11 protein-coding genes are annotated in these 12,928 nt (G+C 61.4%); 4 read left to right on the forward strand and 7 right to left on the reverse strand.

Annotation, left to right across the window (positions count from 1 at the left end; genetic code table 11):
• Nucleotides 1–2: 2 nt before the first annotated feature.
• A complete protein-coding gene (gene cysQ, locus ACS4NR_RS23205) occupies nucleotides 3–830 on the forward strand; it encodes a 3'(2'),5'-bisphosphate nucleotidase CysQ (protein ID WP_456018444.1) in 828 nt (275 codons plus the stop codon).
• A gap of 85 nt (nucleotides 831–915) precedes the next feature.
• Here the strand turns inward: cysQ and ACS4NR_RS23210 are convergent, their stop codons facing one another.
• Genes ACS4NR_RS23210 through rfbB form a run of 7 tightly spaced genes read right to left on the reverse strand, consistent with a single transcriptional unit; the run spans nucleotide 916 to nucleotide 7,954 of the window.
• Nucleotides 916–1,371, reverse strand: coding sequence for a YiiD C-terminal domain-containing protein (locus tag ACS4NR_RS23210; protein ID WP_456018445.1), 456 nt, complete (start codon nucleotides 1,369–1,371; stop codon nucleotides 916–918).
• Complete coding sequence (locus tag ACS4NR_RS23215; RefSeq protein ID WP_456018446.1) at nucleotides 1,368–2,750, reverse strand: sigma-54-dependent transcriptional regulator; 1,383 nt, start codon at nucleotides 2,748–2,750, stop codon at nucleotides 1,368–1,370. The genes ACS4NR_RS23210 and ACS4NR_RS23215 overlap by 4 nt, the downstream gene beginning before the upstream one ends.
• Nucleotides 2,747–4,555 carry a sensor histidine kinase gene (locus ACS4NR_RS23220; RefSeq protein ID WP_456018447.1) on the reverse strand — a complete coding sequence of 603 codons (1,809 nt, stop codon included), beginning with the start codon at nucleotides 4,553–4,555 and terminating at the stop codon, nucleotides 2,747–2,749. Before ACS4NR_RS23220 ends, ACS4NR_RS23215 begins: the two co-directional genes overlap by 4 nt.
• A gap of 36 nt (nucleotides 4,556–4,591) precedes the next feature.
• Entirely contained in the window at nucleotides 4,592–5,461 is an 870-nt protein-coding gene (gene rfbD, locus ACS4NR_RS23225) for a dTDP-4-dehydrorhamnose reductase (RefSeq protein WP_456018448.1), read from the reverse strand.
• Nucleotides 5,458–6,003 carry a dTDP-4-dehydrorhamnose 3,5-epimerase gene (gene rfbC, locus ACS4NR_RS23230; RefSeq protein WP_443531827.1) on the reverse strand — a complete coding sequence of 182 codons (546 nt, stop codon included), beginning with the start codon at nucleotides 6,001–6,003 and terminating at the stop codon, nucleotides 5,458–5,460. Before rfbC ends, rfbD begins: the two co-directional genes overlap by 4 nt.
• Complete coding sequence (rfbA, locus tag ACS4NR_RS23235; RefSeq protein WP_166496334.1) at nucleotides 6,000–6,875, reverse strand: glucose-1-phosphate thymidylyltransferase RfbA; 876 nt, start codon at nucleotides 6,873–6,875, stop codon at nucleotides 6,000–6,002. Before rfbA ends, rfbC begins: the two co-directional genes overlap by 4 nt.
• Nucleotides 6,872–7,954: a dTDP-glucose 4,6-dehydratase gene (gene rfbB, locus ACS4NR_RS23240; RefSeq protein WP_456018449.1), complete on the reverse strand. Its 1,083-nt coding sequence runs from the start codon at nucleotides 7,952–7,954 to the stop codon at nucleotides 6,872–6,874. The genes rfbA and rfbB overlap by 4 nt, the downstream gene beginning before the upstream one ends.
• A gap of 240 nt (nucleotides 7,955–8,194) precedes the next feature.
• On the opposite strand from rfbB, the gene ACS4NR_RS23245 reads away from it, so the two are divergent.
• The 3 genes from ACS4NR_RS23245 (at nucleotide 8,195) to ACS4NR_RS23255 (ending at nucleotide 12,919) form a co-directional block, all read left to right on the forward strand.
• The gene (locus ACS4NR_RS23245) at nucleotides 8,195–11,107 is read left to right on the forward strand and encodes an aminotransferase (RefSeq protein ID WP_456018450.1); all 2,913 of its coding nucleotides are present in this window, start codon (nucleotides 8,195–8,197) and stop codon (nucleotides 11,105–11,107) included.
• Between the two features lie 247 nt (nucleotides 11,108–11,354).
• Nucleotides 11,355–12,461: an agmatine deiminase gene (aguA, locus tag ACS4NR_RS23250; RefSeq protein WP_007961848.1), complete on the forward strand. Its 1,107-nt coding sequence runs from the start codon at nucleotides 11,355–11,357 to the stop codon at nucleotides 12,459–12,461.
• 245 nt (nucleotides 12,462–12,706) lie between these two features.
• Nucleotides 12,707–12,919, forward strand: coding sequence for a hypothetical protein (locus ACS4NR_RS23255; RefSeq protein ID WP_007961849.1), 213 nt, complete (start codon nucleotides 12,707–12,709; stop codon nucleotides 12,917–12,919).
• Nucleotides 12,920–12,928 lie beyond the last annotated feature (9 nt).

Genomic DNA, 12,928 nt, shown 5'->3' on the forward strand with positions numbered 1-12,928 from the left:
CGATGAGTTTTCCCCATCCGTTGATGGCGCCGGTGGTTGAGCTGGCATTGCAGGCTGGCGAGGCGATTCTGCAGTTCTGGCGCTCTGGCGTGGAGGTCACCGCCAAGTCCGATGATTCACCGGTGACCGCAGCGGATATGGCCGCGCACCATGTAATCGTCGCCGGGCTGACCGCACTGGACTCCAGTATTCCGATTCTGTCGGAGGAGGACGCCAACATTCCGCAGAGCGTGCGCGCCGGGTGGCAGCGCTGGTGGCTGGTGGATCCGCTGGATGGCACCAAGGAGTTCATCAGCGGCAGTGAAGAGTTCACCGTCAACATCGCCCTGATCGAAAACGGTCGTGTGGTGTTTGGCGTGGTGTCGATGCCGACCAATGGCCGCTTCTATGTCGGCGGTGCCGGTCTCGGCGCGTGGCGTGGGGACAAAGGTGGTTCGCCGGTGGCGATTCAGGTGCGTGACGCGCTCGCGCCCGGTGAAGCGTTCACCGTGGTGGCGAGCCGTCGCCACTCGAGTCCGGAGCAAGAGCGGCTGCTTGCCGGTCTGAGCGCCAGCCTGGGCGAGTTGCAACTGGCAAACATCGGCAGTTCGTTGAAGTTTTGTCTGCTGGCCGAAGGAGCGGCGGATTGCTACCCAAGACTGGCGCCGACGTCGCAATGGGACACCGCTGCGGCGCAGGGCGTGCTCGAAGGTGCCGGCGGCGAGGTGCTGGATCTGCAGGGCGAAGCGTTCTGTTATCCGGCGCGGGAATCGCTGCTCAATGCGTTCTTTCTGGCGCTGCCGGCGAAAGCGGCGTGGCGTTCAAGACTGTTGGAGCTGGCTCGCTCCTGAGATCAAAAGATCGCAGCCTGCGGCAGCTCCTACAGAGGATTTCGCATCCCCCTGTAGGAGCTGCCGAAGGCTGCGATCTTTTGCTTCAGCGGTGCAGAACGTATTGCCCGCTGAACGTCACTGCATCCTCATCGCTGCCGGCGTTGACGATCCGCGTATTAAGCGTCAACCGTGCGCGTCCATAGCGCTGATACATCGCCAGAAACTTCTTCCAGACCGACGCTTCCGGTGCCGGGCAAATCGCTGTGGCATCACTGGTCACGGGCAGCGGATAACTGATCTGGCCTTCCTGAATCACGATGTGCCCGTCATCGATGCCTTCTTCCTTCAGGCGCAGATGCAGCCAGCCCCAACCCGCCAGCACTGCGCCGCAGTAGAGACTGCCGCCGAACATGGTGCTCTTGTGATTGACGTTCGGCTCCAGCGGCAAGTGCAGGCTTAACTGCTGCTCATGCCAGGCGAGGACCTTGAGGCCCATCTCGCGGGTCAGCGGAATGTCGTGATGCAGCACCGATTCCAGATAGCGGCTGTCGCGGTTCATTCGGCTTCGTCTCCATGGGCGTTACTGTCGGCGAAATTCAAGCCGTGCTTGCGCAGCTTGTCATGCAGGGTCTTGCGCGGAATACCCAAGGCTTCGGCGAGGCTGCGCACCGAACTGTGCGAGCGCGCCAGCTCAGCGGCGATCAACGATTTCTCGAAGTTTTCCACCTGCTCGCTCAGTCCGCCACTGACGACTTCCACGGTGGTGCCGCCTTCGTTTCCACTGTTATCCAGCGCCAGTTCCAGCCCCAAGGCGAACCGCTCGGCGGCGTTCTGCAGTTCGCGCACGTTGCCCGGCCAGGTGTGGCGCAGGAGCAAGGCGCGTTGCGCCGGCTGCAGTTCATGCGGCGGCAAACCATGGCGGGCGCTGGCTTCATCGGCGTAATGCTGGAACAGCACCAGCGCATCTTCGCCGCGTTCGCGCAGCGGCGGAATGCGCAATGGTGCGACGTTCAGGCGGTAGTACAAGTCAGCGCGGAAACGCCCTTGATCAGCGGCCTGACGCAAGTCTTCCTTGGTCGCGGCGATGACGCGGATGTCCAGTGGGATCAGCTGATTGCCACCCAGACGTTCGACCACACGCTCTTGCAGCATGCGCAGCAGTTTCACCTGCACGTCCATGCTCATGCTTTCGATTTCGTCGAGGAACAGCGTGCCGCCGTTGGCGAATTCGAATTTGCCGATCCGGCGTTTCTGCGCGCCAGTGAACGCGCCCGGCTCATGCCCGAACAGCTCGCTTTCGACCACCGATTCGGCCAGCGCCCCGGCGTTGATCGCCACGAACGGGCCGTTGCGCCGACTCGACAAATCGTGCAGCGCACGGGCCACGACCTCTTTGCCGGCGCCGGTTTCACCAAGGATCAACACGTCGGCCTTGGTCGCCGCCAGCGCACCGATCTGTTCGCGCAGGCGCAGCATCGGCGCCGAATGGCCGACCAGTCGTGCGCTCAGTTCGTTGCGATCGCTCAGGGCCAGACGCAGGCTGCGGTTGTCCAGCACCAGCCGGCGCAGGGCCAGGGCGCGGCGCACGCTGTCGAGCAGGGCATCGCTGGCGAACGGTTTTTCCAGAAAATCATAGGCGCCTGCGCGCATCGCCTGCACCGCCAGCGGCACATCGCCGTGGCCGGTGATCAGCAGCACTGGCAGTTCCGGATCCTGCGCGTGCAATTCGCTTAACAGCTCCAGGCCGTCCATACCTGGCATGCGGATATCGCTGACCACCACGCCGGGCCAGTCACGCTCCAGTTGCCCGGCCAGACCTTTGGCTTCGGACAGCGGAAGGATTTTCAGCCCGGCCAGATCCAGAGTCTGGCCGAGGGCCTGACGCAGGTGCGGATCGTCGTCGATCAACACCACCTGAATGCGATTGTCGATGGTCATGCACTTCGATCCTCGGACGGTTGCAGGCTGACCCCGGGCGCGCCGGCGCGCAGCCGCAGGGTGATCAAGGCGCCACCTTGCTTGTGGTTGGCGAACGACAGTTCACCGCCGAAGGCGCGCATCAGGGTTTCACAGATCGCCAGCCCCAGGCCAAGGCCCTGAGTGCGGGTCTTGGTGGTGTAGAAGGGCTCGCTGGCGCGGCCGAGGGCTTCCATGCAAAAGCCCGGGCCGTTGTCGCGAATGTACAGATTGACGCCCTCGGCCGTGGATTCGGCACTCAGCCACAGTTTGCGCGGCGGGCCTTTTTCGGTCAGCGCATCGAGGGCGTTGGCCAGCAGATTGCCGAGCACCTGGCGCAGACGGGTTTCCCCGGCCTCGACCCACAGCGTGGCGGCGGGCAGGTCGCGGATCAGCTCGACTTCCATGCTGCGGCGCCGTTTGGCGAGCAATGCCAGCGCATCGTCCAGCGCCGGTTGCAGAGCCACGCTTTCCGGGGCGTGGCGATCGCGGCGGGCGAAGGCACGCAGGTGCGCGATGATCGAGGCCATGCGCCCGGTCAGCTCGCTGATCAGTTTGAGGTTGCCACGGGCGTCGTCGGTGCGTTGATGATCGAGCAGCACTTCGGCGTTTTCCGCATAGCTGCGAATCGCCGCCAGCGGCTGATTGAGTTCGTGGCTGATGCTCGCCGACATGGTGCCCAGCGCCGAGAGTTTGCCAGCCTGGACCAGATCGTCCTGGGCACGCACCAGCTCCTGCTGGGCCTGTTCCCGCTCCAGCACTTCCTGCTTCAGGCGGCGGTTGAGGCCTTCCAGATCGCTTGTGCGTTCTGCCACACGGCCTTCCAGTTCACGCCGGGCCTTGGCTTCGAAGGCGATGCGTTCCAGATAATGCCGGCGACGCTGCATCATCAGTCCCAGCAGCAGCATCACCACCAACAGCGTGGCGCCGCCGATCGCCACCACAGTGCGTACCGGACGGTCGATCAGCGTGCGTGGAGCGAGGATGCTGACGCTCCAGCCGGTTTCGGCGATATCGACGGTTTGGGTCAGCCAGGCGCTGTCGCTGAGGTTCAGTGGGCGCGGCTCGCGGGTCGGATAGGGCTGGATGGCGGTGATTGCCGAGCGCTCGGTATCGCTCAGGGTGCGGGTCGAACGGAAACGCCATTCCGGGCGCGAGGTGAGAATCACCACGCCGTTATGGTCGGTCACCAACAGTTGTTCCGGGGTTTTGCCCCAGAGGCTTTCGGTGTGGTCGAGGTCGACCTTGATCACCAGCACGCCGATGATTTTTTCGCCGTTGCGCACTGCTGCGGCGAAGAAATATCCGCGCTTGGCCGAGGTGGTGCCCAGACCAAAGAAACGCCCCAGGCGTCCAGCCATGGCCTCGCTGAAATACGGACGGAAGGCGAAATTGCGTCCGACAAAGCTGTCATGTTTGTCCCAGTTCGACGCCGCCAGGGTCTGGCCGCTGGTGTCCATCAGGTACATGACTTCGGCGCCGGTCTGCGCTGCGATGTTTTTCAACAGGCGGTTGGCGTTGCCCTGGGTGACACCGTCGTCCGGAGCGCCGAGCACGGCGCGCAGGGCCGGCAGGTCGCCGAGGATCTGCGGCAACACTTCATAACGGTGCAGGGTGCCCAGCAGGTTGGCGACGTAGAGGTCGAGGGTCTGGCGGTTTTGTCCGGCCAGTTCACTGCGGTAATAGCGCTCGGCCAGATGCTCCAGCGGCCACAGCAGCGGCGCCAGACACAGGGCCAGCAGCGCGAGGCTGCGCCAGCGAGGTCTGCGGGGAAGGATAGGTTTCATGAGCCGGATGCGCCTGTGGTGACAGGCGCATTATGCCTAGGCTTGCCGGGCAAGACACTCATGCAGCGCAGTTTGCCAGTCAGGTTGACTGACCCCCCATTCCCGTTGCAAGCGACTGCAGTCGAGTCGCGAATTCAATGGCCGGGCGGCAGGCGTCGGATAGTCGCTCGAGGGAATCGGCAATAGCGTTGCGCAAGGCTTCCCCTGTTCAAGTAGCGCGCTACCGATGGCCTGGGCAAAGCCGAACCAGGAAGTCTCACCTTGCGCGGTCAGGTGGTAGGTACCCCAGGCACCCGCTTGCCTGTCTTGCCAGCGCTTGATCAGTTCGAGGGTACTGAGGGCAATGCTGCCGGCCCAGGTCGGCGCACCGATCTGGTCAGCGACAACCCGCAACTCGGGTTTTTCCTGAAGCAGACGCTGCATGGTCAACAGAAAGTTGCGGCCATGGGTTGAATAGACCCAACTGGTGCGCAGGATCAAATGCTGCGCATGAGCGGCAGCGACAGCCTGCTCACCCGCCAGCTTGCTCTTGCCGTAGACCCCGAGCGGGTTGGTCGCGTCAGATTCAACGTAAGGCGCGTGTTTGTTGCCATCGAACACATAATCGGTGGAGTAATGGATCAGCGGAACGTCCAGCAGGGCGGCCGCTTCGGCCAGTACCCCGGGGCCGGTTGCGTTGATGGCGAACGCCAGCTCTGGCTCGCTTTGTGCCTGGTCAACGGCCGTGTATGCCGCTGCATTGATGATCAGGTCGGGCGCGACTTGCCTGACTTGCTGGCGAATTTGCGCCGGTTGCGCGAGGTCGAGGCGGTCGCGCCCCAGTACTACGAGGCTGCCGAGACCGGCCAGACACGCCTGCAACGCCTGCGAGACCTGTCCATTCTGACCACAGATAAGGATTTTCATGGGAACAGGTCGGCCTCTTGCAGGCTTTTGCCGTCCTGATCCTTGGCAGACAGCTTCGGGGCTTGCTGCAGTTGCCAGTCAATGGCCAGTGTCGGGTCATCCCAGCGAATGCTGCGTTCGGCCGACGGCGTGTAGTAGTCGGTCGTCTTGTAGAGAAACTCGGCCACCTCGCTCAGCACGACGAAACCGTGGGCAAAGCCTTCCGGGACCCATAACTGACGATGGTTGTCGGCGGACAGGCGCACGGCGACCCATTTGCCAAAGTTCGGCGAACTGCGGCGGATATCCACGGCTACATCCAGGACTTCCCCTACGGTTACCCGTACCAGTTTCCCCTGGGTGTTTTCCAACTGATAGTGCAGGCCACGCAACACGCCTTTTTGCGAACGCGAGTGGTTATCCTGGACGAACTGTGCGTGAACTCCCGTCGCTTCAGCGAATGCCCTGGCGTTGAAGCTTTCATAGAAAAAACCGCGCTCGTCACCGAATACCTTCGGTTCGATGATCACGACACCCGGCAGGCCGGTTTCAATCACGTTCATTGGTTGTCTCCGGCAATCGAGAACAGGTACTGGCCGTATCCGGTCTTGCCGAAATACTGAGCGCGTTCGAGCAGATAATCGCGAGTGATCCAGCCGTTCTGATAGGCGATTTCTTCCAGACACGCGACCTTCAGGCCCTGACGGTGTTCGATTGTCTGCACGTATTGAGAAGCCTCAAGCAGGCTGTCATGCGTACCGGTATCCAGCCATGCGAATCCACGACCGAAGCGCTCGACCTGCAGATCGCCTCGCTGCAGATAGGCATTGTTCACATCGGTGATTTCCAGTTCGCCACGGGGCGAGGGTTTGACTGCCTTGGCAATTCTGATCACATCGTTGTCGTAGAAATACAGCCCGGTGACGGCGTAGCTGGACTTTGGCTTCGCCGGTTTTTCTTCAATGGACAGCGCGCGCCCTTCGCTGTCGAAGTCGATCACGCCGAAGCGCTCCGGATCCTTGACCCAGTAGCCGAATACGGTTGCGCCAGCCTTTTGCTGGGCAGCCTTCTTCAACTGCTCGCCGAAATACTGGCCATGGAAAATGTTGTCACCGAGGATCAGGCAGACCGGATCGTTACCGATAAACTGCTCGCCGATCAAAAAGGCTTGGGCGAGACCGTCCGGGGACGGTTGTTCGGCAAAACTGAACGACACGCCGAACTGGCTGCCGTCGCCCAGCAGGTTGCGATATTGCGGCAGATCCTGTGGGGTGGAAATCACCAGGATGTCCTTGATGCCGGCCAGCATCAGTACCGAGATCGGGTAATAGATCATCGGTTTGTCATAGACCGGCAACAGTTGTTTCGATACACCCAGCGTGATCGGATGCAAACGTGTACCGGAGCCACCGGCCAGAACTATTCCTTTCATCATGCGTGAAGATCCTTGATACACGTGGAACCGAGGCGTTCGCCCTGGTAGCTGCCGTCCTGGACACGACCACACCATTCGAGGTTGTCCAGATACCATTGGACGGTCTTGCGCAGTCCGGTCTCGAATGTTTCTTCCGGCACCCAGCCAAGGTCGCGTTCGATTTTGCCGGCGTCGATCGCATAACGCAGGTCATGGCCGGGACGATCCTCGACGAAAGTGATCAGGTCGGCGAACCGGGCGACGTTTTCAGGTTTATGAGGCGCGAGTTCTTCGAGCAACGTACAGATGCCGTGTACGACATCGATGTTCTTTTGCTCGTTGTGACCGCCGATGTTGTAGGTTTCGCCGACCACGCCTTCAGTCACCACCTTGAGCAGTGCCCGCGCGTGATCGTCGACGAACAGCCAATCCCGAACTTGCTGGCCGTTGCCGTATACCGGCAGCGGTTTGCCTGCCAGAGCATTGAGGATCACCAGCGGAATCAGTTTTTCCGGGAAGTGGTACGGCCCATAGTTGTTCGAGCAATTGGTCAGCAGGACCGGTAAGCCGTAGGTTCGGTGCCAGGCGCGGACCAGATGGTCGGACGCGGCCTTGCTCGCTGAATAAGGGGAGCTTGGGGCGTAGGGGGTGGTCTCGGTGAACAAATCATCGACGCCATGCAGGTCACCATAGACCTCGTCGGTGGAGATATGGTGAAAGCGGAAAGCGCTTTTCTGCGGCTCGCTCAGCCCCGACCAGTAGGCTCGGGCCGCTTCCAGCAGGCTGTAAGTGCCGACGATGTTGGTCTGGATGAATTCCGACGGACCGTCAATGGAGCGGTCGACATGGGATTCGGCAGCCAGGTGCATGATCGCATGAGGCTGGAAGCGCTGCAGTATGGCGCTCACCGTTGGGTGGTCGACGATGTCGGCCTGGACGAATTCGTAACGACTGTTGTCGGCGATGCTGGTCAGGGACTCCAGATTGCCGGCATAGGTCAGTTTGTCGAGGTTAAGCACCTCGTGGTCAGTGTTGCGAATCAGATGGCGAACCAGTGCGGAGCCAATGAAACCGGCACCACCGGTGATGAGAATACGCATGCAGGTTGGCCTTTTTCCGTAAGACGATAAAGCGAGTGGAGCATAGCTTGTCGGCAGGTGAGGGACGGTGCAAGAGGGATGCCCCCGCTATTTTGTCTGCGCTGTGTTTTGCTGCTGGATATTCGACGCACGGGCGTTGCCGGTTCGCACAGGGGCTGGGGTGTGTTCACCGGTCGGGGGTTGATTATCCCTCGGGGCAATGGCGATATAGGCGCCTAATAAAATTTCAGGGGTCGTTCCATGCCGCTCGCCACGTTGATTCATCGCGCCAGTCTGCCCAGCCCGCAGGTCTCCGAGGCGCTGGCCCGGCAATGGTTGGCCGAGCATTACGGGCTCAGCGGCACATTACAGGCGCTGGGCAGTCAGCAGGATCTCAATTACCGGGTCGACAGCGAACGCGGGCGCTTTGTCCTGAAAATCTGCCGCGGCGATTACGCGCTGGTGGAGTTGCAGGCCCAACATGCCGGTCTCAAGTACCTCGCCGAGCATTCGTCGGTAAAGGTACCCAAGGTGATCCCGGCCAATAACGGCGCGGACCTGTTGTCGCTGCAAGCCAATGGCGAGCAGGTGCACGTGCGGCTGCTGGACTACATCGAAGGCCAGCCGCTGACTCATCTTGATTACTTGGGCCACGACGTGGTGGCCGGTTTCGGTCAGCTGTGTGGCGAGATGGACCTGGCGCTGGCCGGCTTCGACCATCCGGGCCTTGATCGCACGTTGCAATGGGACGCGCGGCATGCCAGTGCACTGATCAGCCATTTGCTACCGGTGATCAAGGATGAACGCCAGCGCACACTGATCGCTGACGCCGCCGAACAGGCCGAGCGCCGTTTGCAGCCGTTGCAGGACAAACTGCCGGTGCAGGCGATCCACATGGACATCACCGACGATAACGCTGTCTGGCAACGCGATGCCAAGCGCCATTGGCAATTGCAGGGCGTGATCGACTTTGGTGATCTGGTGCGCACCTGGCGCATCACCGATCTGTCGGTGACGTGCGCGGCGCTGCTGCACCATGTCGGTGGTGATCCGTTCGTGATTCTGCCGGCGGTGCAGGCCTATCACGCGGTCAATCCGCTGCAACATGAGGAGTTGCTGGCGTTGTGGCCGTTGATCGTGGCGCGGGCGGCGGTGCTGGTGCTCAGTGGCGAGCAGCAGGTCAGTATCGATCCGGGTAATACCTATAGCCGCGACAACCTTGGCCACGAATGGGAAATTTTCCACGTGGCCACTTCTGTACCCCTGGCGCTGATGGAAGCGGCGATCCTCACGTCAGTCGGCCAGCGTCTGCCGACGGTCGGCAGCGAGGGATTTGCGCCGCTGTTGCCCGAGCTGGTCGGGCGGGCATTTGCGCTGATCGACCTTGGCGTCCTGAGTCCGCATTTCGAGGCGGGCAACTGGGAGCAGGAGGGTATCGATCAACGACTGCTCACTGAAGCCGCGGCCGCGCATGGCCTGGCGGCCAGTCGTTACGGGCAATACCGCTTGTCGCAGACCCGAGTGGACAGCGCGGTCGAACCGGAGACTTTCCCGCTGCACGTTGAGTTGCGCGTGCCGCAGGGTTCGGCCGTGGAAGCGCCGTTTGCCGGTGTGCTGCATCACGCGGCAGGTGGTGTGCTGCAACTCGACGGGCCACAGCTCAGCGTGCGCCTATGGGGCGTGAACGCCTCGCTGCACAGCGGCGCGGCGCTGGTCAAAGGTCAGGTGCTGGGTTCGGTCGACGGTCCGTTGAAGGTGCAGTTGAGCCGCGTTGCATCGCTGGATGCGCCGTTGTTCTGCAGCCCTTCGCGCGCGGCTGCGTGGCAGGCGTTGTGCCCGTCGCCAGCGGCGCTGCTGGGGCTGGCCTGCGATGCCGAGCCGGAGCTGGACGCGAAAACCTTGCTCGAACGGCGCGACGCCAGTTTCGCCCGCACGCAAAAACACTATTACGTCGATCCGCCACGTATTGAGCGTGGCTGGCGCAATCACCTGATCGACATGCAGGGCCGTTCCTACCTCGATATGCTCAACAACGTCGCAGTGCTCGGCCATGGTCATCCGCGCATGGCTCAGGTGGCGGCGCGACAGTGGTCGCTGCTCAACACCAACTCGCGCTTCAACTATGCGGCGGTGGCGCAGTTTTCCGAACGCTTGCTGAAGCTGGCGCCGGAAGGCATGGACCGGGTGTTTCTGGTCAATAGTGGCAGCGAGGCCAACGACCTGGCGATTCGCCTGGCCTGGGCCTACAGCGGCGGCCGCGACATGCTCAGCGTGCTGGAGGCCTATCACGGCTGGACGGTCGGCGCCGATGCGGTGTCGACCTCGATTGCCGACAACCCGCGCGCGCTGGAAAGCCGCCCGGACTGGGTGCACCCGGTGACCGCGCCGAATACCTACCGTGGCGAGTTTCGCGGCCTCGATTCGGCGCCGGACTATGTGCGCAGCGTCGAAGCGCAACTGGCGCATATCGCCGCGCAGGAGCGCCAATTGGCCGGTTTCATCTGTGAACCGGTGTACGGCAACGCCGGCGGAATTTCCCTGCCGCCCGGTTATCTGAAGCAGGTTTACGCATTGGTGCGGGCCCAGGGCGGGGTGTGCATCGCCGACGAAGTCCAGGTCGGTTACGGGCGCATGGGGCACTTTTTCTGGGGCTTCGAAGAGCAGGGCGTGGTGCCGGACATCATCACCATGGCCAAGGGCATGGGCAACGGCCAGCCGCTCGGCGCCGTTATTACGCGTCGGGAAATCGCCGAGGCGCTGGAAGCGGAAGGCTATTTCTTCTCGTCGGCCGGCGGCAGTCCGGTGAGCTGCCAGGTCGGTATGGCGGTGCTGGATGTGATGGAGGAAGAAAAGCTCTGGGAAAATGCCCAGGTGGTTGGCGGGCATTTCAAGGCGCGGCTGGAGGCATTGATCGATAAACATCCACTGGTAGGCGCGGTGCATGGTTCCGGGTTCTATCTGGGACTGGAACTGATCCGCAATCGCCAGACCCTGGAGCCGGCCACCGAGGAAACCGCCTTGCTGTGCGATCGCCTGCGTGAGCTGGGGATCTTCATGCAGCCAACCGGGGATGACCTGAACATTCTCAAGATCAAACCGCCGATGGTTACCTCGCGGCGCAGTGTCGACTTCTTTGTCGACATGCTGGATCGGGTGCTCGAGGAAGGCCTGTAAACGCTGCTTTTGTGGGAGCGGGCTTGCTCGCGAAGGCGGTTTTTCATTCAAAGGTGATATCGACGAATGTGGCGCCTTCGCGAGCAAGCCCGCTCCCAGATGGTTCAGTGATAATTCGATTTGTATCGGTATTTAACTGTTTTTTTTAGACGGGCATCATTTTAAAGCATTTAAAATACGATATTTATCGGTTATAAAGTCGCCATTGCTTTGCAACCCTTCGACGGTTTCCTGGAGTGCTGTTCCGATGACCACTTTGAAAAGTACCCCGCGTGACGATGGCTTCTACATGCCGGCCGAGTGGGCGCCGCAGACTCAGACCTGGATGATCTGGCCCGAGCGCCCGGACAACTGGCGCCTGGGTGGCAAGCCGGCGCAGGCCGCGCACGTTGCAGTGGCCAAGGCCATCGCCCGTTTTGAGCCGGTGACGGTTGCCGTGTCGGCTGGCCAGTACGAAAACGCCCGTGCGCGCCTCGATGTGCCGAATATCCGTGTGGTCGAGATGTCCAGCGATGACGCCTGGGTGCGGGACACCGGCCCGACGTTCGTCATCAACAACAGCGGCGAAGTGCGCGGTGTGAACTGGGACTTCAACTCATGGGGTGGTTTTGAAGGCGGTCTGTATTCGCCGTGGAACCGTGATTCGCAGGTCGGTGGCAAGATCCTTGAAATCGAGCGCAGCCCGCGTTATCGCACCGAAGGTTTTGTGCTTGAAGGCGGTTCGATTCACGTCGACGGCGAAGGCACGCTGATCACTACTGAAGAGTGCCTGCTCAATCACAACCGCAACCCGCACCTGGGCCGCGAAGAGATCGAAGCGGTGCTGCGTGACAATCTGTCTGTGGATAAGATCATCTGGCTGCCGGATGGTCTGTTCAACGACGAAACCGACGGTCATGTGGATAACTTCTGCTGCTACGTGCGCCCGGGCGAAGTGCTGCTGGCGTGGACCGACGATCCGCAGGATCCGAACTACCCGCGCTGCCAGGCGGCGATGAACGTGCTGCAAAGCAGCACCGACGCCAAGGGGCGCCCGTTCACGGTGCACAAGATGCCGATTCCGGGGCCGCTGTATGCGACCGAAGAAGAGTGCGCCGGTGTCGATCCGGTCGACGGTACGCAGGAGCGCAATCCGTCCGTGCGCCTGGCCGGCTCCTACGTGAACTTCCTGATCGTCAACGGCGGCATCATCGCGCCGAGCTTCGACGATCCGATGGACGCGCCTGCGCGGGAAATCCTGCAGAAGCTGTTCCCGCAGCATGAAGTGGTAATGGTGCCGGGCCGAGAACTGTTACTGGGCGGCGGCAATATCCACTGCCTTACCCAACAGCAGCCAGCCCCGCACAAAGAGTGAGTTGAGACGTAACAGCTTGAGTTGATTCATAAATCGGCCAGGCAACAATTAGCTTGCTACACATTCAAACAAGCCCGCGGCCCTGTTGGACCGCGGGCTTGTTTGTATCCGCCTGTCGACAAATCGGAAACCTTGGCATAGCTCTTGTATCGGACAAAGTGCACTAGGGAGAGGGGGGAACTTCAACAGTTCTGTCATATACCTTGGATAACGTAGCCGCTCACGAACGGGGAGAGAGCGCTGAAATGAACGCCGAAGTGAACGTAGTCAGCGAGCGGACTTTGCATCCCATGGCCGTTAACGGCGAATCGCTCCAGATTGTCGCGCACTTTTTGAAATCCAACGGAACGCGTCAGATCAGGGAACCTGATCCGCGCCGGATGATGATCGAGCGCTACCCCGCTGGCCTGTTCAGCGAGGCCGAACTGGAAGCGTTATGGGCTGTGATGGAAGGATAAGAACAACTA

It is taken from the genome of Pseudomonas sp. JQ36 (assembly GCF_053851495.1).

Coding starts and splice junctions, on each gene's coding strand:
- ACS4NR_RS23220 (WP_456018447.1), bottom strand. CDS start 4,555: ATGAAACCTATCCTTCCCCGCAGACCTCGCTGGCGCAGCCTCGCGCTG.
- rfbD (WP_456018448.1), bottom strand. CDS start 5,461: ATGAAAATCCTTATCTGTGGTCAGAATGGACAGGTCTCGCAGGCGTTG.
- rfbC (WP_443531827.1), bottom strand. CDS start 6,003: ATGAACGTGATTGAAACCGGCCTGCCGGGTGTCGTGATCATCGAACCG.
- rfbB (WP_456018449.1), bottom strand. CDS start 7,954: ATGCGTATTCTCATCACCGGTGGTGCCGGTTTCATTGGCTCCGCACTG.
- ACS4NR_RS23255 (WP_007961849.1), top strand. CDS start 12,707: ATGAACGCCGAAGTGAACGTAGTCAGCGAGCGGACTTTGCATCCCATG.
- ACS4NR_RS23245 (WP_456018450.1), top strand. CDS start 8,195: ATGCCGCTCGCCACGTTGATTCATCGCGCCAGTCTGCCCAGCCCGCAG.
- aguA (WP_007961848.1), top strand. CDS start 11,355: ATGACCACTTTGAAAAGTACCCCGCGTGACGATGGCTTCTACATGCCG.
- rfbA (WP_166496334.1), bottom strand. CDS start 6,875: ATGATGAAAGGAATAGTTCTGGCCGGTGGCTCCGGTACACGTTTGCAT.
- ACS4NR_RS23210 (WP_456018445.1), bottom strand. CDS start 1,371: ATGAACCGCGACAGCCGCTATCTGGAATCGGTGCTGCATCACGACATT.
- ACS4NR_RS23215 (WP_456018446.1), bottom strand. CDS start 2,750: ATGACCATCGACAATCGCATTCAGGTGGTGTTGATCGACGACGATCCG.
- cysQ (WP_456018444.1), top strand. CDS start 3: ATGAGTTTTCCCCATCCGTTGATGGCGCCGGTGGTTGAGCTGGCATTG.